Consider the following 22185-nt stretch of genomic DNA (forward strand, 5'->3'; position numbering starts at 1 on the left):
TTCCCAGATTATGTTTTCTCATAGCCAATTCCCTCAAAGAAGGATGCGTCGCATGCGGCGTGACGAATTTTCTCGGCGCCTTGTACGAGAAGCTTGTCTTCAAGTTGATGATTTGATTTATCCGGTTTTTGTATTAGATGGGAAAAATCAGATTGAACATGTTGCGTCAATGCCGGGTGTAGTAAGACAAAGCGTTGATAATTTGATGGTACAAGCTGAGAAATGCTTACAGCTAGGCATTCCTGCAATTGCTATTTTTCCGGTTATTAGTGCTGAATATAAGAACCTCACGGCTAACGAAGCATATAATCCTGATGGATTAGTGCCCAAAGTAATTAGGCAATTAAAAAAGAATTTTCCTGAGTTGGGGGTTATTACGGATGTGGCGCTGGATCCGTATACAAGCCATGGCCAAGACGGTTTAATCAATCAATCCGGTTACGTCATGAACGATGAAACGGTCAGTGTTCTTTGTCAACAGGCATTGACACATGCGCAAGCAGGCGCCGATGTTGTGGCGCCATCTGATATGATGGATGGGCGTATTGCAGCGATCAGGAATGCTCTGGATAGTCAAAAACTTATTCATACGCGTATCCTAGCTTATTCGGCAAAGTATGCTTCAAGTTTTTATGGGCCATTTCGCGATGCGGTTGGATCTGCGGCAAACCTCGGAGCGGGTAATAAATATACCTATCAAATAGATCCCGCAAATTCAGATGAGGCGTTGTGGGAAATTGGATTGGATCTCAATGAGGGAGCTGACATGGTGATGATTAAACCTGGCATGCCTTATTTAGATATTGTGCGTCGTGTCAAAGATCAATATGGTGCACCGACATTTGTATATCAAGTCAGTGGTGAATATGCCATGCTCAAAGCTTCTGCACTTAACGGATGGTTAAATGAAGAAGCTTGTGTGTTGGAATCCTTGCTTGCATTTAAGCGCGCTGGTGCAGATGGGATTTTAACTTATTATGCAATAGAAGCTGCAAATTGGTTAAAGAAGAATCGATAAATTCTAAATGAACGTGATATTAGAACAATTGATCTTTTAAATCTCTTGTGACTTTAGGCGCATGATCGACAGGGGAAGGAACATCTGAAAGTGGCGGGAGCTGTTCGTTAAGGAAATATTCGGTTACATCTCCGACAGACTCCCGAAATCCCGTTGATGAATTTATTTTTGTTGCAAGGATCCCATTCGGGGGTTTGTATTCTGCCATTGGAATCCCTTTGAGCACCGGACCCATGTAATCCATCCAAATTGGCAATGCAACACGCCCTCCAGTTTCATTATTTCCTAATGATCTCGGTTCATCGTATCCTGTCCAGGCAATCGTCACCAGATCTTTTTGAAAGCCGCAGAACCATGCATCGACAAAATTACTGGTGGTGCCTGTTTTTCCTGCTAAATCAGTACGCCCCAATTGCTTGGCTTTAACAGCCGTACCATGATTGATCACATCTTGCATCATGCTTGTCATGATAAACGCATTACGTGGATCGATGACTCGCTTGGCACCATTTGAAACGGTTACAGGTTGAAATTGTTCAAGTAAATGGCCTTTTTCATCTTCGATACGCTTTATAAAATAAGGCGCAACACGAAAGCCGCCATTTGCAAAAATAGCATATCCTACAGCCATTTGCATTGGTGTAACCGAACCGGAACCTAATGCCATGGGTAAATAGGGAGAGTGACGATTAGCTTCGAAACCAAATCGGGTAATATAATCCTGAGCATACTGAATGCCGATGGCTTGCAATATTCGAATGGATACAAGATTCTTTGATTTGACTAACGCAGTACGCATGCGCATAGGCCCCTCAAATTTGCCGTCAAAATTTTTGGGTTCCCATGACTGGCTACCTGTCTGGGTCGCACTAAATGAGAGCGGTGCATCATTGATGATTGTGGCCGGCGTGAAGCCTTTTTCTAAGGCTGCGGAATAAATAAAAGGTTTAAAGCTGGAACCAGGCTGACGCCATGCTTGCGTGACGTGATTGAATTGATTTTTATGAAAATCAAATCCGCCAATCAAAGCGCGAATAGCTCCGTCATTGGAGTCAAGAGAAACAAGAGCAGCTTCTATTTCCGGGAGTTGAACAATATGCCACGCATTCTTTTTATCTTTTTGTATACGAATTAATGCACCTGGGGTAATGTATTTTTTTCCAGCTTCTTTTCTGTCGCTTAGGAATTTTTGTGCAAATTTAAGCCCCTCACCTGTAATCTCAACAGTTTCTCCACCTTTCCGATAAGCTCGTACTGCATTGGATTTGGCGACTAATACAATCGCTGCGTAAGCATCATCACTATCGCTAACTTCGTCCAATGCATCATCAAGCGTTTTTTCCTGGTTGGTGCCATGCTTCAATAAATCGATATGGGCTTCGGGGCCACGGTAACCACGACGTCTGTCATAATCAATGACGTTTTTTCGCAGCGCATGGTAGGCGGCTTCTTGATCCAGCTGACGGATAGTCGTATAGACTTTGATGCCCTTGCTATATGCTTCTTCTTGATAACGATCAAATATGACTTGACGGACCATTTCAGAAATATAGTCAGCAGGCATTGCGAAGACTGTTGATTGCTTTTTAATGGGAATGGATTGTTTTTCTAATGCACTGAGTTCTTCGCTTGAGATGTGATTGAGCTTATGCAGCCGACCCAGTACATAGAGCTGTCGGCTTTTGGCACGCTTAGGATTACTGATCGGATTATAACCAGAAGGTGCTTTGGGTAATCCTGCCAACATAGCAGCTTCAGCTATATTGATTTCCTGTAGCGATTTTCCGAAATATGTTTGCGCTGCTGCTGCAAAGCCATAGCTGCGTTGACCGAGATAAATTTGATTGATGTAAAGCTCCAGGATCTTGTCTTTACTCAGGTTATGCTCAATTTTGAAGGCCAGCAGCGCCTCACTGAATTTCCTTGTCAGTGTTTTTTCTCTTGTCAGAAAAAAATTTCGTGCCACTTGCATGGTGATTGTGCTGGCGCCCTGACGCACACTGCCCGCTGAGAAATTTGAATGGGCGGCACGCAATACACCCAGATAATCAACACCGCCATGTTCATAGAAACGATCATCTTCGGCTGCAAGAATCGCTTGTTTAAGGTGTTCGGGTACCTCGGAGATTTTTACAACATTCCTGCGTTCCGCACCAAATTCTCCTATGAGTAGGCCTTCATCGCTGTATATGCGCAACGGAATCTTAGGGCGATAATCGGTCAATGTATCCAGTGATGGTAGGTTGGAATAGATGACTAGCGCAGCAAACCCGGCTAGTAACACACCAATCAAACCTAATGCGGACAGACTAACAAAAAAATAATAGAACCAACGAGCGAACATGAAAATGGATTTAATTAAATAATGCGAACAAACATTAATTTACAGTTATAGGGGCAATATATGCTGTTTTTCTTAGGATAAGAATTTGTCAACTCTGTCAGAATCTACTTCATAAGTAAGTTGTTTAATCTACTCTACAAATTTAGTGAAACGGGTAGTTTACATATATTTAGCATTAATTGGGTAATTTAATAATCTGCGAGTATTACTTCTTACAAACCAATGTTCAAGGAAAATTTGAATCTCAGTCTAGACTTTTTTAGGATGAAATCGCCTCGATTAATAGGGGTGGACATCAGTTCTTCATCTGTAAAAATGGTCGAATTATCAATGACGGGCAAAAGAAATCAAGCCTACTGCATTGAACGCTACGCAATTGAGCCTATGCCGGTGGATGCAATGCTGGATGGTGGAATTGTCAATTTAGAAGCAGTGGGTGAATGTCTGCAACGTGGATGGAAGCGTATGGGGACACGTCAAAAGAATGTCGCGCTCGCACTACCGGTCACCGACGTGATTACTAAAAAAATTATTGTACCAGCCGGTCAGCGTGAAGAAGATTTAGCTTTTCAGGTTGAAAATGAAGCCAGTCAATACATTCCTTTTCCGCTGGATGAGATTGATCTAGATTTTCAGGTGGTTAAGCCGGCGCCAGACAGTCTGGAAGAGGTGGAAGTCCTAATTGCCGCATCGCGTAAAGAAAAAGTGGAAGATCGAGTGGCAGCGGCATTATCGGCTGGTCTGAAAGCAATAGTCATGGATGTTGAGTCTTATGCGGCGCAAGCGGCATTTGAATTAACGCTCGGTCAGTTACCAGAAGGTGGTAAGAATCAAGTGATTGCATTGGTTGATGTTGGTGCAACTGTCATGAAAATTAATGTGTTTCACAATGGTGAACCGGTATATACGCGAGATCAGCCATTTGGCGGTAACCAGTTGACTCAAGAAATTGGTAATCAATTTAATCTCTCGTTAGAAGAGTCGGAAGTTGCCAAACGCAGCGGGAATTTACCTGATAACTATAAAACAGATGTTTTACAACCATTCTGTGAAACATTGGCGATCGAAGTGATGCGGGCGATTCAATTTTTTTACACGTCGACCCAATATACCGATGTCAATTATATTTTTATTGCAGGCGGATGTGCAGTGATTCCAGGTCTTAAAGAAATTATCGCGTCACGTACACAAGTGAGTACTTTCGTTGTTAATCCTTTCTCACATATGGAATTGTCGAGTCGTATTGTGTCGAGACAACTTAACTCAGACGCACCTTCCTTGTTGATTGCCTGCGGCTTGGCATTGCGAAGCTTTGATCCATCATGATACGAATTAATCTGCTACCTCATCGTGAATTAAAGCGCAAAGCGCAACAACAGCAAATTGCAGTGCTGGCGGGATTGGTTGGTTTGCTAGGCATCATTGTTGTTTGGGGGATATATACGATAATCGCTGGAGAAATAGAATATCAGAATGGTCGCAATCAGTATTTGAATGATCAGACTGCTATTTTGGATAAAGAGATTGCTGAAATTAGAGAAATAAAGGCGCGTACCAAAGAATTATTGGCACGCAAAAAAATTGTTGAAACGTTGCAACATAGTCGATCTGAAGTCGTTCATTTACTGGATCAGTTAGTGAGATTGCTTCCGGATGGTGTATATCTGCAGAGTGTAAAACAGGTGGATCACGATATTAATCTGGTGGGGTACGCACAATCGAATGCGTGGGTTTCTACGTTAATGCGCAATCTCGAATCTTCTCCACATCTAGAATCCGCATTGTTGATAGAGATTAAAGCGATTACTGTAAACAATACACGCCAAAACGAATTTAATATGAAGGTAAAGCTCAAGCGTACAGCTATTGATGAATTATAGAATTTATTCCTGAATCCAATCAGACAAACTTAACTTAAGAATGTGTCGCAATGAATCTACTTATCGAATTACGTCAGCTTGACATAAATAATGCAGGAAGTTGGCCAGTTGCATTTAAGGTGAGTGCGCTGGTGATTTTGTTTGTTGCCATCATATCCGCAGGCTATTTTTTCGTTTGGGAAGAACAGGTTAAGGTGCTGGAGGATGCGCAAGCCCAAGAAGAAACATTAAAAGCTACTTATCTGGCTAAAAAAAGAAGTGCTGTGAATTTGCCGGCTTTGCGTCAACAGCTAAAGGATATTGAACACTCATTAACTGCATTATTAAAGCAATTGCCGGATAAATCAGAAATGGAAGCACTATTAGTCGATATTAATCAAGCAGGTTTAGGTCGAGGATTACAGTTTGAGTTGTTTAAACCGGCAGCTAGTGAAACTATCAATGCATTTTATGCCGAACTACCAATTTCAATACGTGTGATCGGTGGATACCACGATATCGGCGCATTTGTCAGCGATGTTGCACAATTACCACGGATTGTAACATTGAACAACATTGGCATAACACCTGGAACTGATGGGAAATTGGTACTGGATGCCGTTGCAAAAACATTTCGTTATCTGGATGAAGAAGAAATAGCAAAGCAGACTGGAGGAAAATGAATTATGATTAGAAACAAATTCCTACTAGTACTACTGATTATTTCAGTGATGATGATAACGGCTTGTAGTCAGAATGGTTATGGCGATCTGGAAACATTTATTAATGATTCAGGTAACGGTTTACATGGGCAGGTTGATCCACTACCGGAAGTTAGACCCTATAAGCATTTCACATATCAGGCCTTTGATATTCCCAACCCATTTTTGCCACGTAAAAGTGATCAAGCGCAGAATACAATGAGTGGCATTCAACCAGACTTAAATCGCAGCAAGGAAGTGTTGGAATCTTATTCGTTGGAGAGTTTATCGATGGTTGGTTCACTGCAACGGGAAGAGTCGATCTTTGCTTTGATAAAATCTCCAGATGGCACATTGCATCGCGTTAGGAAAGGTAATTATTTGGGGCAGAATTTTGGGAAAATCGATCATATTTCAGAAGTAGAAGTCAAGCTGGTGGAGATTGTACAGGGGGGCGTGAATGAATGGACTGAGCGGACTAGTGCACTCATGCTGAAGAATTAGAAATAGGACCATGTAGCTATCGACAATGAAAATAAATATTCTAGGGTTGGGAATAGCAGCACTGTTGATTTTTTTTGTTACCACGGTTTTTGCTGAAGAGATTCAGCTTTCAGAGACACCTCAAAATGATAGTAATCATATTCGGTCAATCGATATTTCTAATATCCAGAATGGAGAAGTAGTCGCCAAATTAACGCTAGATCACCCACTGCCAACCCTTCCAATGGGTGTTTCACTCAGTAATCCTTTTCGTATTTATTTCGATTTTTACCAGGTTGCCAATGGCATGGGTAAGAATATCCAAGAAGCTGCAGAAGGTGATTTACGCAGCATTAATATCGTACAGGTTGGGGATCGGACCCGTGTGGTATTGAATTTATCAAAACTAATGAGACACGATATTCGTGCGATAGACAACACGCTGTTTATCCGGCTTGTTGCGGTAGCTGAGAATCAAGTAGTGAATGCAGCTGTTCGATTTGCTGAAGACACCCCCAATAAACAGATGAACAGCCTGCGAGATATAGATTTCCGGCGTGGAACAAATGGCGAAGGCCGTATCGTCGTTGATATGACAAAAGTTAATGCTGGCGTTGATGTTCAACAGCAAGGCGACGAGGTTTTTGTCGAGTTTGTCGATACTTCACTGCCCAGCAGCCTGAGAAGGCGATTGGATGTGGTAGATTTTGCGACACCTGTGAGTACCATTGAAACTGCCAAGAAGGGCGATAACGTCCGCATGATTGTTAGATCCAATGGTCGATGGGAACACTCTGCACGTCAATCTGGCTCACAGTTTATTTTGGAAGTGCGTGCGCTGACGGATAGCGAAGAAGAATTGGAAAAAAGAAAGCGAATCAATGGTGGTTATACGGGTGAGCGATTATCGCTTAATTTTCAAGATGTAGAAGTAAGAGCGATATTACAAGTCATTGCCGACTTCACCAATCTTAATATCATTGCCAGTGATTCTGTCAGCGGAAATCTTACCTTACGGCTAAAGGATGTTCCTTGGGATCAAGCGTTGGATATCGTGCTGCAAGTGCATGGTCTGGACAAGCGCAAAACGGGAAACGTCATTTTTGTAGCGCCGCGTAAAGAAATGGCGGATAGAGAATTATTGGATCTGGAAGCACAACTGCAAATAACCGAAATGGAGCCGCTACGTACAGAAATTTTCCACCTGAATCATCGCAGAGTTAATTCCATATCGTTTGAAGGAATGCTCAGTAAGCGCGGTACAATCAATTTAGATGAAATCAGTAACACGGTTACGGTAACTGATATTCCTGTTAGATTAACCGAGATCAGAAAACGCATACAGCGCTTAGATGTTTTTGAAAGGCAAGTCATGATTGAGGCGCGTATTGTTGAAGCGACTGAAACATTCAGCCGGAATCTGGGCGCACGTTTTGGTATACAGAACTCATCGAATCTGGGCAGTAATGGATTGGGAATTTCAGGTAACCTTACAGACTCAAGCGCCTTGGCTGGAGGCGGTTCAGTGGGTGGTGGTGGCAATCTGAATGTCAATTTGCCTGCTGCTGCCGGCGTCGGACTGCTTGGCGGGCCTGCAGCATTGGGGCTAAGTTTGTTGAAATTTAACAACAACCGGTTGATTAATCTGGAATTATCAGCTTTAGAAACCGATCAGAAAGGGCGGATCATTGCGAGCCCGCGCGTGGTGACTGCACATGGCATCGAAGCCATTATCGAGCAGGGTGATCGGGTGCCATATCAGCAAGCGACAAGTAGCGGCGCCACCAGTATCCGCTTCATGGATGCGACACTCCGACTAAAGGTAAAGCCATTGATCACCTATAATGGTCAAATTGATATGGAATTAAATGTCAATCAGGACAAAATTGGCACGGCGATTAATCAATTCCTGCCACCGCCAATTAATACCAAACAAGTCACTACCAAAGTTCTGGTGGAAAATGGTGGTACTGTCGTGATTGGTGGCATTTTTGACCGCACTGAGAATCAAGTCGTCAATAAGGTGCCTTTGTTGGGTGATATTCCGGTGTTGGGCAACGTTTTTCGTAATACGACCAAAGTGGATAATAAACGAGAGTTATTGATTTTTGTGACGCCACGTATCTTGAGCGAAAATCTCAATCTGCAGTAACGATTTATTGTCCCGATGGAAATCCAGCCTGACGCCATGCCTCATAAGCAATAATGGCGACGGCGTTGGATAAGTTCAAACTGCGACTGGCTGCAACCATGGGTACTCGTATACGACGAGACTCTGGAAATGTTTCCAATAGCTGCATCGGTAAGCCGCAACTTTCTGCACCAAATAGAAAAGCATCTCCGGCGGCGTAGGTAACTTTGTCGTAGCGCTGTTTTCCCTTGGTAGTCACTGCAAACACACGGTGTTCCTGCAAATTTTGACTGCAATTCAGCCAATTTTCATGCACTTTGATCCGAGCAAATTCGTGATAATCCAGACCGGCGCGCAATAACTGCTTGTCTTGAAGTGGGAAACCCAATGGTTTCACAAGATGCAACTGTATGCCGGTATTGGCGCACAGGCGGATAATATTGCCCGTATTGGGTGGAATCTCAGGTTGATGAAGAATAATGTTAAACATAGGATTTATAGAAATGGTTTTTTACACCATGTAAGGGCCGGTTTGATGGATCTCGGATAGCGTTCGGGCAACTACCCAATTACTGATTTCAGCAGCACCTTGCTGGCGCAGCGTCTTCGCCAATTCGTTCAATGTGGCGCCGGTTGTCATCACATCATCGACTACCGCGACATGCTTGCCCGATAGATCGATTTTACAGCTAAATGCTTTGCGGATGTTTTTTTGGCGGTCTTTCCATGGTAATCCGGTTTGCGGCAATGTATGCTTGATGCGGCTACAGCTGTCTGGCAGAATCATAATTCCCATGTGCTTCGAGATATAGCGACTGATTTCCATCGCCTGATTAAAGCCGCGTTCGCGCAGCCTGATCGGATGTAGCGGCATTGGTATGATGACATCCGGGCGCATTGCTGTTGTGGTTAGTTTTTTGATGAGCAAGTCAGCAAGAATCGGTGCGATGGCCAGATTGGCCTGGTATTTGAATGAATGGATCAGCGCATCAATGGGAAAGGAATAGCGCAATGCCGCAATGGTACGTGTGAAAGCCGGTGGTTTTTTCAAACAAGCACCACATATTTCCGCTGTTGGTACCGGCCATAGGCAAATGGGGCAATGGTTTTCTGGCAGTTGCGGCAAGTGAATCATGCATGAGTCGCATATGTCCAGGTCGGCGGCAATGCCACATAGTACACAATTTTTCCGAGTGAAGATTTGCACGGTAATTAATCAGTTGTTAAAAAATGAATGGCGGAAAAATTGACAGCGTGCATTGAATCCTTGATCATCCAAGATTATCGGCAATTGAAGCGATTCGTTGTCCATTTGAACAGAACGACAGGTAAATCGGCATGAATTACAATTCACTTACAACGCACGAAACACAAAATGACTCAATCAGTATAACCGGAAAATCGGAAGACTCAACATATTGGAGCGTGGCGGACATCGAGGCATTATTGGACGCACCATTTAACGATCTGATTTATCGCGCACAATGCGTGCATCGTCAGCATCATGATGCCAACGGTGTGCAATTATCGACGTTGATTTCCGTGAAAACCGGTGGTTGTCCCGAAGATTGCGGTTACTGTCCGCAAGCGGCGCGCTATCATACCAGTGTTGAGAATCAGGACATGTTGTCGCTCGATGACGTGGTGTCCGCCGCGGCTGCCGCAAAAGCCAAAGGCGCTTCACGGTTCTGCATGGGTGCCGCCTGGCGCGGTCCGAAACAACGCGACATCGAGAAAATGACCGAAATGGTACGCGCGGTCAAATCACTGGGGATGGAAACTTGCGCTACACTGGGCTTGTTGAAACCCGGCCAGGCAGAGCAACTTGGTGAAGCCGGCCTGGATTATTACAACCATAATCTCGATACAGCGCCGGAATATTATGAAGAAATCATTACCACGCGGCAATATCAGGATCGCCTGAATACATTGCAGGAAGTGCGTAATGCCGGCATCAATGTATGTTGCGGCGGTATTGTCGGAATGGGCGAAACCCGCCAGTCGCGCGCCGGATTGATTGCGCAATTGGCGAATCTGAATCCATATCCGGAATCGGTGCCGATCAACCACTTGGTGCAAGTCGAGGGTACGCCACTGTATGGCACCGCAGCGCTCGATCCGCTCGAGTTTGTGCGCACTATTGCCGCGGCGCGGATCACCATGCCCAAAGCCATGGTGCGGTTATCTGCAGGTCGGCAGGAAATGTCTGAAGCCATACAGGCGCTGTGTTTTCTGGCAGGGGCCAATTCCATTTTTTATGGTGACAAGCTGTTGACGACAGGAAATCCGGAAACGGACCATGACCGGGCATTGCTGGATAAATTGGGACTTCACGCGCTGTAATGTTGTAAACCATGTTTCCAGACCTGGCTGAACAGCTGTGTGTCCGTGAGCAACAAGGGCTACGGCGTTTCCGGCAAGTCGTCGAAAGTCCTCAAGCAACTCACATCACCATTGATGGTCGCGACTATCTGGCATTCAGCAGCAATGATTACCTGGGATTGGCCAATCATCGGGACTTGATCCAATCCGTGTGTGAAGGCGCGCAGCAATATGGCGTGGGAGCAGGGGCATCGCATCTCATTCATGGTCATTCTGCCGCGCATCATAGTCTGGAAGATGCGCTGGCGCAGTTCACTGGTTTTCCACGAGCCTTGTTGTTTTCTACCGGTTATATGGCAAATATCGGTGTCGTCACTGCCTTAGTGGGGCGTGAGGATGCGATTTTTGCCGATAAACTGAATCATGCCTCGCTGAATGATGCGGCCTTACTGTCACGAGCGAAATTCATTCGCTACCCGCATATCGATCTTGCTGCTTTGGAGCAACGTCTGGCAACTTCGAATGCGCGGCGCAAGCTGGTAATCTCCGATGCAGTATTCAGCATGGAAGGCGATATTGCGCCGATTCCTCAGCTGGTTGCCTTGTGCGAGCAATATCATGCGCTGTTGTTGCTGGATGATGCGCATGGTTTTGGTGTATTGGGCAAGCAAGGGCGGGGCAGTTTATTGATGTCCGATCATCTTAAACAGCATTCGCCGAGCATCGTGTACATGGCAACGCTGGGTAAAGCAGCCGGTGTATTCGGTGCATTTGTTGCGGCTCAAGCAGAGGTGATCGAAGCCCTGATCCAATCCGCGCGCAGTTATATCTATACGACGGCTACACCGCCATTGTTATCGCATGCGTTATTGACAAGTTTGCGGCTGATTGAGCAAGATGAATGGCGGCGCGATGCATTGGCGCGAAACATTGCACAATTGAAAGAGGCGTTGCAATCATCGCCGTGGCAATTACTGCCTTCCAGTACGCCGATCCAGCCTCTGTTGATCGGAGACAATGCCGAAACCGTGCGTATCAGCCAGGGACTACGCAAACGTGGTATTTTGGTTCCGGCAATTCGCCCGCCGACGGTGCCGCAGGGCACAGCGCGATTACGTATTTCGTTGTCTGCTACGCATCAACCGCATGATATCCTGCAGTTGACACAAGCCTTGCACGAGCTGGTAGTATCATGACGCCATTGCATATCGAAACCCTGGGGCAAGGCCCCGATCTGGTTTTATTGCACGGCTGGGCGATGCACAGCGGCATCTGGAGCAGCGTGCGCGAACAATTGAGTCAGCAGTTTCGCTTGCATCTGGTAGATTTGCCCGGGCATGGTTTGAGTCCCGCCAGTGAACCAGGCACGTTGGATCATCTGGCCGATATCATTGCAGAAATTCTGCCGAAGCATTGCATGCTGGGTGGTTGGTCATTGGGCGGACAGATTGCGATGGAATTGGCGTTGCGTGAACCGGAACGTGTGCAGAAGCTGGTGCTGATTTCCACCACGCCCTGTTTTGTCAAGCGTGATGATTGGGAGTCGGGCATGGAGCGCAAATTGCTCCAGCTTTTTCTTGAGAATTTGAAACTCAATTATGCCACCACGATCAATCGTTTCCTGACGCTGCAAATGAGCGGTGACCGCGATGCGAGTAAGATTTTGTCGCAACTGCGCAAGCATTTTTTTCAGCGCGCCGAGCCGGATCCCAGTGCACTGGAGAAAGGTTTGAAGATTTTGCAGCACAGCGATTTACGCGACCGTATTACCGCGATCCGGCAACCGGTTTTATTATTGCACGGTGAAAATGATGTGATTACCCATTCGGCTGCTGCCGATTGGATGCATCAACAATTGCCGCAATCGCAACGGGTGATGTTTCCGCACTGCGGCCATGCACCGTTTTTATCGTATCCTGAACAATTTTTGACTTGCCTCAATGAATTCCGAACACACGCTTGATAAAAAACAATTACGCACCGCGTTTGAGCGTGCCTCGACCAGCTATGACCAAGCGGCGGTGCTGCAACGCGAGATCAGCAACCGCATGCTGTCGCGTCTGGAATACATCAAATATCGGCCCGATGTGATTATCGATGCCGGTAGCGGTACGGGCTATGGTAGCCAGCAATTGGCCAAACGCTATCCCGCCAGCCAATTGATAGCGGTCGATATCGCCTGGGCGATGTTGTCGTATGCGCGACCGGAAACCGCCTGGTGGCAACGCCTGCTGCCTTCGCAGCAACGCACGGATTATGTATGCGCCGATATTGAACAAATTCCGGTTAAAAATGAAAGTGTCGGCATGATCTGGTCGAACCTCGCGTTTCAGTGGTGTAATGACCTGGAACACACATTCGCCGAAATGTACCGCATTCTGCGCACCGACGGCCTGCTGATGTTCAGCACTTTCGGCCCGGATACGCTGAAGGAACTGCGCCAGTCTTTTGCGCAAGCCGATACCTTCAGCCACGTTAACCGCTTCATCGACATGCACGATATTGGCGACTTGTTGGTGCACAACGGTTTTTCCACGCCGGTGATGGACATGGAATATATCACCCTGACGTATTCCGACGTCATCAGCGTGATGCGCGATTTAAAAGCCATCGGCGCACATAACGTATTGTTGGGCAGGCAACAGGGATTGATGGGGAAAAACAAGTGGCAAAAAGCGATCAACGCATACGAAAAATTGCGCCGCGACGGCAAATTGCCTGCGACATTTGAAGTGGTCTACGGTCATGCCTGGAAACCACTGGATCGTCGCTCCGTGTTAACGCCGGAAACGCGCCGGCAATTGGGTTTGATGGGTTAACTAGTTTCTATGGCTACGGGTTTTTTTGTTACCGGAACCGATACCGGCATCGGTAAAACCACCGTCAGTTGTGCTCTATTGCATGCATTTGCTGCGCAAGGTAAAACAGTCGTTGGCATGAAACCGATTGCTGCCGGGAGTGAGAACGGCCAATGGATGGATGTCGAGCACCTATTGGCCGCAAGCAATGTGAATGTTGTCCGCCAACAAATCAATCCTTACGCATTCGACCCACCGATTTCCCCGCATATCGCCGCGCAACAAACGAGCACAGAAATTGATTTGTCAGTCATTCATCAATCCTATCTCGAATTAAGTAAGCAGGCCGAGATCGTCATTGTCGAAGGGGTCGGCGGATTTTTGGCGCCGATCAATCAGCATCAAACGGGTGCGGATTTGGCGAAAACACTCGATTTTCCGGTGATTCTGGTGGTTGGGATGCGTCTCGGTTGTTTGAATCATGCGTTACTGACGGCCCAAGCTATACGGGCCGCCGGTCTGACATTGGCGGGATGGGTAGCGAATTGCATGGACCCGCAGATGTTGGTGTTGACGGAAAATATTGCGACGCTGGAACAACGACTGGATTGTCCGTTGCTCGGTGTGGTGTCGTTTGAGAATGACATGGATGCGCAAAAAGGTGCTGAGTTTCTGGATGTTGCAAGATTGGAAAACTTCAGATAAGTTGTAATACGATGGTGATATATCGTTTTATGCTATTGAATTAACCGTAATCTAAACCCAATGCTCCAAAATAATCCACGCCATTGGTCACAACAAGTCACCGAAACCAGTACGCATTGGATCTTGAACCCGGTGTTTTTTCGTGGGATGATCCGCGAAAAATTGCGCTGTCGCTGAAACACTCTGTTGACAACAGCCAGCGGCGCAAGGGGGCTCCGTTTGCAGCAACAGGATGTGTTGGAAAGAACTAGGCATGAGTTGCGTGAACTGTATGGGAAATCGCACATCGAATCTAGATAGCTTTTGTTAGCCTCTATTAACTGGAAATTATTTCTTCATACCCATGAGCTACTTAGATTTAACCAACAATCAATTGAATCCCCAGGGCTATTGGAATCAACCGCTGCAAAGTTTGGATTCCCCGACAGCCCATGAGCTTGCGCTTTTTGATCAGAACGGCTACGACCTGACGGATTTGGAACAACGCTATGCCGTAATGAACTTGACGCCTGCCAAAGCGCATCGGGAACATCGGCGTGCGTTAAAAGCGCATTGGTTTACGCAGCCGGAGCGGGTGGAGGGAGCTGTGCTTAACCACAGTTTGTTATTCGAGCGTAAAGGATATAGTGGGGAAGCGTTGGCGCAACTCGAGCGCTGGGCGCAAACAAATCCTTTGGTCTACAAAATCATTAAGATGCGCCCTAAGTGGGGACTGGATTTCAGCATGGACTATGCCGACCGCGCGGGTAATGTGTTTGAGGTGTTGCACTGGGAGTACGACGGCTTTGATTTTGACGAAGTAGCGGAACGTAAGCAACAGTTGGAACTCAGGTTGGCAGCTACTGATTGGGACGATGCGGCGGCGGGCATTTTAAAACGGAAAGACCAATGGCATCATTTGGATTTCTTTGCGCAAAGCGACTGGAAGTGCAATTATTTCGGCATCGTTAAAGAACGTTTCAAAATGGTGATTTGGGAGTAGCTACGAGCTGAAAATAAGAAGTTATTATGGAAATAGGATGGATAAGTCAGCCTTCTGACGTAACATATTATATCGTGCCGTAAACCCGATTCTCAGTTTAGGAAAGAATGTGTCAAACTTACAAGATCCCAGAGTTCTTTTCGCCGCAGAGCGCACTCTTCTAGCGTGGAACCGTACTAGCCTTGCCTTAATTGCTTTTGGGTTTATGATTGAGCGTGCTGGACCTCTGCTGAATGCCATTGCGCCAAATCAGGTGCATTTTGTTAGCATGGTGTTGACATTTTGGCTGGGTCTTTCTTTCATCGCCTTGGGTGCAATATCTGCAGTCTATTCATCCCATCAATATGCGGCTGTTCTAAAAACACTGAGTCAGGCTGAGTTTCCCGAGGGCTATGGAGCACGTTGGGGCATGCTGGTTAATGTCGTCGTAGCAATCCTGGGTGTAGGGCTCGTAGTGGCTCTCTACATTGGGCGCTCCTGATTTGATCGCCACTCATTGCTGGGCGGCCACTTTGAGTATTCGCAGTTATATCAAGATTGGTAGGATTTTGAATGATCGAAGTGGTGGAGGAGAAGGCAATCATGGGGAACAACGAGAAGATCTGTTGAAGCTCGTGGACTTGCCCAATCTACAAGATGATCGAATATATTGGGTCATTTCAGAAATCTAATTCAAGCTAGCCAAGCAATAGTAAGTTGAGATCACAGTAAAGTCGATGTGCAGAAATTTTCCAGCATGATCGCCTTCGCTGAGAATCCCGAAGTGATTCAATGTGCAAAAATGCTAAATGCCGCGATGGCGCAGGAAGATGGCGTATTGTGTGCGGTGGAACAGATTGAAAAGCTCATGGACAATCGTCGTGACCTAAGAAACCCTTAGTAATTGTCATTTTGAGTACAGCGGAAAATCTTATGGTTGACTGTGGTTGAGTCCAAAGATTCCTCACGCTGTTCAGAATGACAGGTGTGGATTGTTCAGGGTTTTCGCAAGCGCAACAGAACAAAGGAATCATGCTTCACAAAGAGATCTTAAGCGTTATCGCTATCGTGTTGACATTGACGGCGTTTGTTCCGTATATCCGCGCAATCTTTGACGGTGCCATCAAGCCGCATGTGTTTTCCTGGGTGATTTGGGGTGCGACTACTTTTCTGATATTTCTGGCGCAGCTTGAAGACAAGGGTGGTGTGGGTGCTTGGCCGATCGGTGTTTCGGGCAGCATCACAATTTTCATTGCCTGCCTGGCCTACATAAAACGTGCTGATGTGACCATTACCAAAACCGATTGGTTGTTCTTTGTTGCGGCGCTGTCGTCTTTGCCGTTGTGGTATTTGACATCGGATCCACTATGGGCGGTTGTTTCGTTAACAATCGTCGATGTGCTTGGGTTTGGGCCGACGGTCAGAAAAGCTTATTATTTTCCGCATTCGGAATCCCTGCTGTTTTTTGGTTTGTTCACAGTGCGTAATCTACTGGTCATGATGGCACTGGAGAACCATTCGGTCACTACTCTATTGTTTCCAGCCATCATTGCGGCGGTATGCGTGCTGTTAATGATGATGATCGCTTATCGTAGACGGGTATTTGCCAGCAAAGCGAGTGTTGATAATGGTTTCCTTTAAGCAAGAACAAGGGTTTCCTGAATATGCACATAGCACCGGGTGTATTAAGATCAACGATACCTTGATTGTGCAAACTGATTGTTATCAGTGATTGCACAGTAAGTAATTTGATGATTCCCGGAGGAAAAATAATGAGTGATTCAATAGCAATGAAAAGATTCGAAATCGTTGTCGGAATAGAGCAGCTTGATCAGTTGGTTGAACTGTTAAAAAGATTTGGAATACGCGGATATACTGTTATCAAGGGTGTAGGAGGACTGGGAACACGCGGCATACGAGATCCCGATGATGTTCTTCTGACTGATGAGAACTCAGTAGTCATTTTCACTTGTAAAGAAGATCAAGCACAGAAAGCGCTTGATGAACTGCGACCGGCAATGAGAGGTTTCGGTGGTATGTGCCTGATTACAAATTGTCACGCACAAGCACATTCTTTCTGCTGAGAACATGCCCTAAACTCGTTCGACGAGTATATTCTGTTGTTCAGAATAAGCCGTAGGATTCAACGACGATTTTTCCGCGTATGATATGCATGGCATTTAAGTAGGTTATCCACATTTTTGCCGTTCTTCTTGATTCATTTATCTGCCGAAGGACTTATCTTATGCAAGGTTGGCTACGTTTTATTCTATTTAGCGTCGTTTTTGCGGCATTGTTCGTTGCCGGAGCGCTATCCATGCAAAGTGTCAGGGCTGAGAAAATATGGAACTGGCGCTATACCGGCGGCAATATTGCCGCCAGCGGAACGATTACGACATCCGAAACGATGGATTCGGAGGGTTTCTATCAAATTTCCAGCATTACCGGCCATCGCAATGGCGAGCCTATTGCCCGATTGTATCCGTCTGGCAGCGCAATTCCAGGAAACGAGCCTTACGTGCTTGATAATTTGATCCGCATCGGCAGATCGGGTCAGATCACTATGTATGGACTGGGTTTTTCCACAGCATCAGGTAATCACGTCAACCTTTTCTTTGCCGATTTTCTTGCAACACCGGTCACTATGGAAGTGTTTACAACATCTTCGACCTATCGTGAAGTGCCGGTTACGTTTTTAGCGACGCCAGTGTCCGAGCCTGAAATCAATGTGGAATCGTCAGCCGGGCAATCGGGGAATAAGGATGAATAAGATTGGGTACATTGCATCAAGGAATAGATTGCACGCAGTATGAGCTTAAAGTTCGTTGTATTTAATCAACAGCCGGATATAATGGGCTTTTCAAGCAAAACTGGAGTCTAGTCATGGTTAAGTTAACTGATGTCGCTGGAATTGGTCCTGTCGCGGTCAAGCTGTTGGCTGAACATAATATCAAGACGGTTGAAGCACTGGCGTCGATCAGCTTGACGGAATTGCAAAAAATATCGGGTTTTAGTGGTGACATACGTGCGCGGACGGTTAAGAAATCGGCATCGGATTGTTTGCATAAAGCGGCCAAGCAACTGACTGCTCCGGTCAGAAGCACGCAAACGACTGTTAAAAAGACTGTCAGTGAGAAGCCTGTGGTCAGTCTAGCTTTAAGTCAAGTTGCAGCAGGTACAGCAGAAGACAAGAAGAAAAATAAAAAAAATGATAAGAAGAAAGAGAAAGTAAAAAATAAGGATAAGAAAAAGAAAGAAAAAAATAAAGATAAGAAAAAGAATAAGGATAGTAAAAAGAAGGGAAAAGATAAGAAAGAGTCATGATTAAGCATGCATGGATGACGTAAAGGTGATTCAGTTCATGAGCGAATGGGTGGTTTTTTCGTTTTTGTGATTGAAGTAAAAAAGCATATCAGGATAATTCTTTCGGTCTGACCAAGCATTGCAGGCATGCATAATTGGGTTGTACGGTGATGCCGGTGTCGCCATAATCAAGCACGGCGATTGCGGCGGTGGTCAGTAATTTGCCCATGCTGGTAACAGGTGGCGGATCACGCGACAGGTAGCAGAGTAATTGGTCAAGTCCGGGATTATGGCCAATCAGTAGTAATGTACGGATATTCTCGCTATATTTCTTGATAACAGAAACCAAATCATTGAGTGATGCATCGTAGATTGCGGATTCCCAGCGGATATGATTTTGTGACAAACGTAACTGTTCCGCTACCAATTGGCAGGTTTGTTTTGTCCGTAATGCGGGTGAACATATGATCCGATCGATACGATATCGGTGCTTCAACCATTTACCCATTTGCTTAGCAGCTTTTTTTCCGCGCGCTGTCAAAGGGCGTTCAAAATCGGAGCCGTTCCCTTCAGACCAATCTGATTTGGCATGTCGCATAATGATCAGCTGATGTTTTTGCATAAATTTCTTTAAAAAATTTCCTTATTAATTTATATATTACCATTCCTATGACAACCAACATGGACGAATCCTATGCTGCTGTAGATCTAGGTTCAAACAGCTTTCACATGATTGTGGCCAGTTTGGTAGACGGTCGCTTACAGATCATCGATCGTATGAAAGACATGGTCAGGCTGGCTTCTGGACTGAATGACAAGCACGAATTATCGAAGGAATCCATGCAGCAAGCGCTGGAATGTCTGCAACGTTTTGGCCAGCGCATCAGAGACATTCCTCATGTGAATGTGCGTGCGGTAGGAACCAATACGCTACGCCAGGCGCGAAATGGCGGCGTTTTTTTATCTCAGGCGCATAGTGCGCTGGGTCATCCGATAGAGATTATTGCCGGACGCGAAGAAGCAAGGCTGATTTACTCAGGTGTCGCACACAGTTTATACGATGAAGTGAACAAGCGGCTGGTTGTCGATATCGGTGGCGGTAGTACCGAATTAATCATTGGCCGGGGGTTTGACACCTACTGTACCGAAAGTCTGTATATGGGATGCGTCAATGTGGAACAACGTTTCTTCGATGATGGCAAGATCAAGGCCAAGAAAATGCGTAGAGCCATATTGTTTGCGATGCAAGAAATGGAATCGATTGAAACGGCGTATAAAAAAATGGGTTGGGACCAGGCATTGGGGTCTTCCGGCACCATTATGACCATACGCGATGTGGTGCAGGCGCAGGGGTGGTGTGATTCAGGTATCACAACTTCAGCGCTGGCCCAGTTAGTCGACGCATTGATTGCTATTGGTGATAGCGCGTTGCTTGATTTTGTCGGTTTGTCAGAACGTAGAAAGCCTGTGTTTGCCAGTGGTGTGGCGATATTGCACGGTGTTTTTGAAGCCTTGAACCTGGAAAGAATGAACGTATCTGAAGGCGCGTTACGCGAGGGCCTATTATATGACCTGATTGGCCGGATACATGATGAGGATATCAGGGACAAGACTATTACGGCGGTAGCGCAAAGATATAGTGTCGATATGGAGCAGGCTAATCGGGTTCGGGACACGGCCGAGAACTTGTTTCATCAGGTAAGAACCGCTTGGGAGCTGGACGAGAAAACGGATCTGAAATTGCTCATGTGGGGTGCGGTAATTCATGAAATCGGATTGTCGGTTGCACATAATCAGTATCACCGGCATGGTGCGTATTTGACTGCCAACTCTGATTTGGCAGGTTTTTCCCGCCAGGAGCAAGTGAAACTCGCGATGCTGATTCGCAGTCATCGCCGTAAATTTCCTATGGAAGAGTTCGAATCAATCATCATGTCAATGAGAATTTCGGTGATCAGACTCAGTATCTTGTTGAGGCTGGCAGTAGTATTGCATAGAAGCCGGTCCAACAGCACCTTGCCGAAGATACGCATCCATGTGAACAAAAATCGCGTTGATATGGATTTTCCGCCGGATTGGTTGGACAAGCACCCTTTAACGTTGGTTGATCTCAGTACTGAGCAAGGTTTTCTTCAGGTTGCGGATATTAAGTTGTTGTTCAGTTGATAGCGCTCATTTTGCTAGTAGGTTAAGTCAGTCATCAGTGACAAAAGTGAAATTTTCTTCCAGGATTAGAATTCTTGGCTGATTCTGACGTTTGACATATTTTCTTTGACGTCAATATTGAGTGCCTCAAAAAGACGGACATGAAAGTTATTGATGATTTCTTCATGCAATCCTTGAAATGCAATACTCTCGCCATGAAAATTTGCTGAAGTTTTTACACGAACGATCCCATCCGCATCCGCTAAACGCACACTCAGCGCCATTTCACTTCTGCCGATTCCTTTTACAAGCGTAATGGTTCCGCTTTGCCGATCCGATAGCATGGTTTTCATTCCATTGTCTATCCCGGCTTGTAGTGCCGCGTTGAAAACTTGATCCTTTGTGAAATTCTTAGGACCATCCCAAGTTGAAAACCGCGGTGCAACCGCACATGCAACCAGGAAAAGCACGATTGTAACGATGATTAAATTTTTGATACCTGCCCAGCGTAGTTTCATTTAGACCTTCCTTTATTAAACAATAAATAAAATATGGTGTGACATCGGTTGCTGCGGAACCCTACTTATGCAGTAAGGGCTCCCTTGTACACAGTTACTGGGTTGCCTAGAAACCACCGGAGCTTTTGAAAAAATCATCCATAGAGCCAGTTACATTTAAGCTGGACTGATCGAAAAATACCATGATCAATTTTGCCGTTCCGCCACTAACATAATTCCATGCGTACGTTACAAGGCTTCCTTGCCTAACGATGTCGTTAGCTTCGCAACCAATAATTTGATTAACTTGATCGAGCGACATACCTACCTGAATGGCATTGTATTTGTCTATCGTGAAATTGGCCGAAGAGCAAAAGCTACTCACTAGAGGAGGAGGAGGAGGTGGTGGTGGTGGTGGTGGTGTAACAGGCGGAGGAGGTGGTGGCACAACCGTTTCTCCTGCTACTCCAAGTAAAGTGAACTGATCAAGATGTATGGTTACATTTTCATACTTCAGACCTCCAGTTACCCATACAGAATCCATGGTCAACACATTTGTTGCTGGATCAAATGCATTATTGGTTGTGCCGGTTAGAGGAGGAGAATCATTCATACCAATAGAATGTTTGTCCACACGACCCAGAGATATATTAGCATTGACTATAAGCTTTGTTGGCGGCGTTGGCCCAATGAAATATACTATAATAACCGGAAGATCGGGGTTAGACTGTACTAGCTCAGACCTGATCTGACAGTTACCAGTTTTTTTAGGTGTTTGTCAGTTTAGATTTGAGCTAAATTTTTTTCTGCCCAAATCGATTTGCCATCAAGCAATGTTTCCAATGGTGTTCGTCCACAGCACATTTTTCCTTGATGAGTTCGTTCATTGTTATAGTATTCCATCCATTCGTCTAGATC

26 protein-coding genes and 2 pseudogenes are annotated in these 22185 nt (G+C 45.7%); 20 read left to right on the forward strand and 8 right to left on the reverse strand.

The window, feature by feature from the left end:
• The first annotated feature begins 10 nt into the window (after positions 1 to 10).
• Positions 11 to 1018: a porphobilinogen synthase gene (gene hemB, locus C8R34_RS13695; RefSeq protein WP_110341537.1), complete on the forward strand. Its 1008-nt coding sequence runs from the start codon at positions 11 to 13 to the stop codon at positions 1016 to 1018.
• A 19-nt stretch (positions 1019 to 1037) separates the two neighbouring features.
• Here the strand turns inward: hemB and C8R34_RS13700 are convergent, their stop codons facing one another.
• Complete coding sequence (locus tag C8R34_RS13700) at positions 1038 to 3362, reverse strand: penicillin-binding protein 1A (RefSeq protein WP_110341539.1); 2325 nt, start codon at positions 3360 to 3362, stop codon at positions 1038 to 1040.
• Between the two features lie 222 nt (positions 3363 to 3584).
• Between C8R34_RS13700 and C8R34_RS13705 the strand changes: the two genes are divergently transcribed.
• Genes C8R34_RS13705 through C8R34_RS13725 form a run of 5 tightly spaced genes read left to right on the forward strand, consistent with a single transcriptional unit; the run spans position 3585 to position 8557 of the window.
• On the forward strand, positions 3585 to 4688 hold the full coding sequence (locus C8R34_RS13705; RefSeq protein WP_110341541.1) for a pilus assembly protein PilM: 1104 nt from the start codon (positions 3585 to 3587) through the stop codon (positions 4686 to 4688).
• A complete protein-coding gene (locus tag C8R34_RS13710; RefSeq protein WP_110341543.1) occupies positions 4685 to 5242 on the forward strand; it encodes a PilN domain-containing protein in 558 nt (185 codons plus the stop codon). The genes C8R34_RS13705 and C8R34_RS13710 overlap by 4 nt, the downstream gene beginning before the upstream one ends.
• Positions 5243 to 5292: 50 nt before the next feature.
• Complete coding sequence (locus tag C8R34_RS13715; protein WP_110341545.1) at positions 5293 to 5904, forward strand: type 4a pilus biogenesis protein PilO; 612 nt, start codon at positions 5293 to 5295, stop codon at positions 5902 to 5904.
• Positions 5905 to 5907: 3 nt separating this feature from the next.
• On the forward strand, positions 5908 to 6426 hold the full coding sequence (locus tag C8R34_RS13720) for a pilus assembly protein PilP (protein WP_110341547.1): 519 nt from the start codon (positions 5908 to 5910) through the stop codon (positions 6424 to 6426).
• Between the two features lie 25 nt (positions 6427 to 6451).
• Positions 6452 to 8557 (forward strand): type IV pilus secretin PilQ, encoded by a 2106-nt coding sequence (locus C8R34_RS13725; RefSeq protein WP_110341549.1) that lies wholly within the window; start codon positions 6452 to 6454, stop codon positions 8555 to 8557.
• Between the two features lie 4 nt (positions 8558 to 8561).
• On the opposite strand, the gene C8R34_RS13730 is transcribed toward C8R34_RS13725, so the two are convergent.
• From C8R34_RS13730 to C8R34_RS17430, 3 genes and pseudogenes are all read right to left on the reverse strand, one after another.
• Entirely contained in the window at positions 8562 to 9026 is a 465-nt protein-coding gene (locus C8R34_RS13730) for a tRNA (cytidine(34)-2'-O)-methyltransferase (RefSeq protein WP_110341551.1), read from the reverse strand.
• Between the two features lie 21 nt (positions 9027 to 9047).
• Entirely contained in the window at positions 9048 to 9587 is a 540-nt protein-coding gene (locus C8R34_RS13735; protein ID WP_258364509.1) for a ComF family protein, read from the reverse strand.
• Positions 9588 to 9596: 9 nt separating this feature from the next.
• Positions 9597 to 9743: pseudogene (locus C8R34_RS17430) on the reverse strand (ComF family protein); the annotation flags it as partial.
• Positions 9744 to 9874: 131 nt separating this feature from the next.
• Here C8R34_RS17430 and bioB point away from each other — a divergent pair.
• The 13 genes from bioB (at position 9875) to C8R34_RS13800 (ending at position 18646) form a co-directional block, all read left to right on the forward strand.
• Positions 9875 to 10879 (forward strand): biotin synthase BioB, encoded by a 1005-nt coding sequence (gene bioB, locus C8R34_RS13740; protein WP_110341555.1) that lies wholly within the window; start codon positions 9875 to 9877, stop codon positions 10877 to 10879.
• A gap of 11 nt (positions 10880 to 10890) precedes the next feature.
• Positions 10891 to 12054 (forward strand): 8-amino-7-oxononanoate synthase, encoded by a 1164-nt coding sequence (bioF, locus tag C8R34_RS13745; RefSeq protein WP_110341557.1) that lies wholly within the window; start codon positions 10891 to 10893, stop codon positions 12052 to 12054.
• The gene (gene bioH / locus C8R34_RS13750) at positions 12051 to 12821 is read left to right on the forward strand and encodes a pimeloyl-ACP methyl ester esterase BioH (RefSeq protein WP_110341559.1); all 771 of its coding nucleotides are present in this window, start codon (positions 12051 to 12053) and stop codon (positions 12819 to 12821) included. Before bioF ends, bioH begins: the two co-directional genes overlap by 4 nt.
• Positions 12799 to 13677, forward strand: a complete 879-nt coding sequence (gene bioC / locus C8R34_RS13755; protein ID WP_110341561.1) for a malonyl-ACP O-methyltransferase BioC — start codon at positions 12799 to 12801, stop codon at positions 13675 to 13677. Before bioH ends, bioC begins: the two co-directional genes overlap by 23 nt.
• Before the next feature lie 9 nt (positions 13678 to 13686).
• On the forward strand, positions 13687 to 14361 hold the full coding sequence (gene bioD / locus C8R34_RS13760) for a dethiobiotin synthase (RefSeq protein WP_110341563.1): 675 nt from the start codon (positions 13687 to 13689) through the stop codon (positions 14359 to 14361).
• 116 nt (positions 14362 to 14477) lie between these two features.
• Positions 14478 to 14612 carry a DUF3175 domain-containing protein gene (locus C8R34_RS17150; protein WP_258364510.1) on the forward strand — a complete coding sequence of 45 codons (135 nt, stop codon included), beginning with the start codon at positions 14478 to 14480 and terminating at the stop codon, positions 14610 to 14612.
• Between the two features lie 92 nt (positions 14613 to 14704).
• A complete protein-coding gene (locus C8R34_RS13770) occupies positions 14705 to 15343 on the forward strand; it encodes a hypothetical protein (RefSeq protein WP_110341565.1) in 639 nt (212 codons plus the stop codon).
• A 109-nt stretch (positions 15344 to 15452) separates the two neighbouring features.
• Positions 15453 to 15824: a YidH family protein gene (locus C8R34_RS13775; RefSeq protein WP_110341567.1), complete on the forward strand. Its 372-nt coding sequence runs from the start codon at positions 15453 to 15455 to the stop codon at positions 15822 to 15824.
• A 237-nt stretch (positions 15825 to 16061) separates the two neighbouring features.
• The gene (locus C8R34_RS16530; protein WP_165872579.1) at positions 16062 to 16223 is read left to right on the forward strand and encodes a hypothetical protein; all 162 of its coding nucleotides are present in this window, start codon (positions 16062 to 16064) and stop codon (positions 16221 to 16223) included.
• Positions 16224 to 16354: 131 nt separating this feature from the next.
• On the forward strand, positions 16355 to 16963 hold the full coding sequence (locus tag C8R34_RS13785; RefSeq protein WP_110341593.1) for a hypothetical protein: 609 nt from the start codon (positions 16355 to 16357) through the stop codon (positions 16961 to 16963).
• 131 nt (positions 16964 to 17094) lie between these two features.
• On the forward strand, positions 17095 to 17406 hold the full coding sequence (locus tag C8R34_RS13790) for a DUF190 domain-containing protein (protein ID WP_110341571.1): 312 nt from the start codon (positions 17095 to 17097) through the stop codon (positions 17404 to 17406).
• 161 nt (positions 17407 to 17567) lie between these two features.
• Positions 17568 to 18092 carry a PEP-CTERM sorting domain-containing protein gene (locus tag C8R34_RS13795; protein ID WP_110341573.1) on the forward strand — a complete coding sequence of 175 codons (525 nt, stop codon included), beginning with the start codon at positions 17568 to 17570 and terminating at the stop codon, positions 18090 to 18092.
• Positions 18093 to 18205: 113 nt separating this feature from the next.
• Positions 18206 to 18646 (forward strand): helix-hairpin-helix domain-containing protein, encoded by a 441-nt coding sequence (locus C8R34_RS13800; RefSeq protein ID WP_110341575.1) that lies wholly within the window; start codon positions 18206 to 18208, stop codon positions 18644 to 18646.
• Positions 18647 to 18734: 88 nt separating this feature from the next.
• On the opposite strand, the gene C8R34_RS13805 is transcribed toward C8R34_RS13800, so the two are convergent.
• Positions 18735 to 19247, reverse strand: coding sequence for a histidine phosphatase family protein (locus tag C8R34_RS13805; RefSeq protein WP_110341577.1), 513 nt, complete (start codon positions 19245 to 19247; stop codon positions 18735 to 18737).
• 59 nt (positions 19248 to 19306) lie between these two features.
• On the opposite strand from C8R34_RS13805, the gene ppx reads away from it, so the two are divergent.
• Complete coding sequence (gene ppx / locus C8R34_RS13810; protein ID WP_110341579.1) at positions 19307 to 20791, forward strand: exopolyphosphatase; 1485 nt, start codon at positions 19307 to 19309, stop codon at positions 20789 to 20791.
• 65 nt (positions 20792 to 20856) lie between these two features.
• Here ppx and C8R34_RS13815 read toward each other — a convergent pair whose 3' ends face one another.
• From C8R34_RS13815 to C8R34_RS13825, 3 genes and pseudogenes are all read right to left on the reverse strand, one after another.
• Complete coding sequence (locus C8R34_RS13815) at positions 20857 to 21288, reverse strand: hypothetical protein (protein WP_110341581.1); 432 nt, start codon at positions 21286 to 21288, stop codon at positions 20857 to 20859.
• Between the two features lie 106 nt (positions 21289 to 21394).
• Positions 21395 to 21880 carry a hypothetical protein gene (locus C8R34_RS16535; RefSeq protein ID WP_219999591.1) on the reverse strand — a complete coding sequence of 162 codons (486 nt, stop codon included), beginning with the start codon at positions 21878 to 21880 and terminating at the stop codon, positions 21395 to 21397.
• A gap of 170 nt (positions 21881 to 22050) precedes the next feature.
• Positions 22051 to 22185 (reverse strand): annotated as a pseudogene (locus tag C8R34_RS13825) (IS481 family transposase); the annotation flags it as partial.

Origin of the sequence: Nitrosomonas sp. Nm84 (genome assembly GCF_003201565.1) — a bacterium.
In the GTDB taxonomy this organism is placed as follows: Bacteria; Pseudomonadota; Gammaproteobacteria; order Burkholderiales; family Nitrosomonadaceae; genus Nitrosomonas.

What these genes read in the sequence shown, in the direction of transcription:
- bioH (WP_110341559.1), top strand. Translation starts at nt 12,051, where the DNA reads ATGACGCCATTGCATATCGAAACCCTGGGGCAAGGCCCCGATCTGGTT.
- C8R34_RS13730 (WP_110341551.1), bottom strand. Translation starts at nt 9,026, where the DNA reads ATGTTTAACATTATTCTTCATCAACCTGAGATTCCACCCAATACGGGC.
- hemB (WP_110341537.1), top strand. Translation starts at nt 11, where the DNA reads ATGTTTTCTCATAGCCAATTCCCTCAAAGAAGGATGCGTCGCATGCGG.
- bioB (WP_110341555.1), top strand. Translation starts at nt 9,875, where the DNA reads ATGAATTACAATTCACTTACAACGCACGAAACACAAAATGACTCAATC.
- bioD (WP_110341563.1), top strand. Translation starts at nt 13,687, where the DNA reads ATGGCTACGGGTTTTTTTGTTACCGGAACCGATACCGGCATCGGTAAA.
- C8R34_RS13790 (WP_110341571.1), top strand. Translation starts at nt 17,095, where the DNA reads ATGAGTGATTCAATAGCAATGAAAAGATTCGAAATCGTTGTCGGAATA.
- C8R34_RS13770 (WP_110341565.1), top strand. Translation starts at nt 14,705, where the DNA reads ATGAGCTACTTAGATTTAACCAACAATCAATTGAATCCCCAGGGCTAT.
- C8R34_RS13815 (WP_110341581.1), bottom strand. Translation starts at nt 21,288, where the DNA reads ATGAAACTACGCTGGGCAGGTATCAAAAATTTAATCATCGTTACAATC.
- ppx (WP_110341579.1), top strand. Translation starts at nt 19,307, where the DNA reads ATGGACGAATCCTATGCTGCTGTAGATCTAGGTTCAAACAGCTTTCAC.
- C8R34_RS13705 (WP_110341541.1), top strand. Translation starts at nt 3,585, where the DNA reads ATGTTCAAGGAAAATTTGAATCTCAGTCTAGACTTTTTTAGGATGAAA.
- C8R34_RS13785 (WP_110341593.1), top strand. Translation starts at nt 16,355, where the DNA reads ATGCTTCACAAAGAGATCTTAAGCGTTATCGCTATCGTGTTGACATTG.
- C8R34_RS13700 (WP_110341539.1), bottom strand. Translation starts at nt 3,362, where the DNA reads ATGTTCGCTCGTTGGTTCTATTATTTTTTTGTTAGTCTGTCCGCATTA.
- C8R34_RS13715 (WP_110341545.1), top strand. Translation starts at nt 5,293, where the DNA reads ATGAATCTACTTATCGAATTACGTCAGCTTGACATAAATAATGCAGGA.
- C8R34_RS13710 (WP_110341543.1), top strand. Translation starts at nt 4,685, where the DNA reads ATGATACGAATTAATCTGCTACCTCATCGTGAATTAAAGCGCAAAGCG.
- bioC (WP_110341561.1), top strand. Translation starts at nt 12,799, where the DNA reads ATGAATTCCGAACACACGCTTGATAAAAAACAATTACGCACCGCGTTT.
- C8R34_RS13725 (WP_110341549.1), top strand. Translation starts at nt 6,452, where the DNA reads ATGAAAATAAATATTCTAGGGTTGGGAATAGCAGCACTGTTGATTTTT.
- bioF (WP_110341557.1), top strand. Translation starts at nt 10,891, where the DNA reads ATGTTTCCAGACCTGGCTGAACAGCTGTGTGTCCGTGAGCAACAAGGG.
- C8R34_RS13795 (WP_110341573.1), top strand. Translation starts at nt 17,568, where the DNA reads ATGCAAGGTTGGCTACGTTTTATTCTATTTAGCGTCGTTTTTGCGGCA.
- C8R34_RS13800 (WP_110341575.1), top strand. Translation starts at nt 18,206, where the DNA reads ATGGTTAAGTTAACTGATGTCGCTGGAATTGGTCCTGTCGCGGTCAAG.
- C8R34_RS13720 (WP_110341547.1), top strand. Translation starts at nt 5,908, where the DNA reads ATGATTAGAAACAAATTCCTACTAGTACTACTGATTATTTCAGTGATG.
- C8R34_RS16535 (WP_219999591.1), bottom strand. Translation starts at nt 21,880, where the DNA reads ATGAATGATTCTCCTCCTCTAACCGGCACAACCAATAATGCATTTGAT.
- C8R34_RS13805 (WP_110341577.1), bottom strand. Translation starts at nt 19,247, where the DNA reads ATGCAAAAACATCAGCTGATCATTATGCGACATGCCAAATCAGATTGG.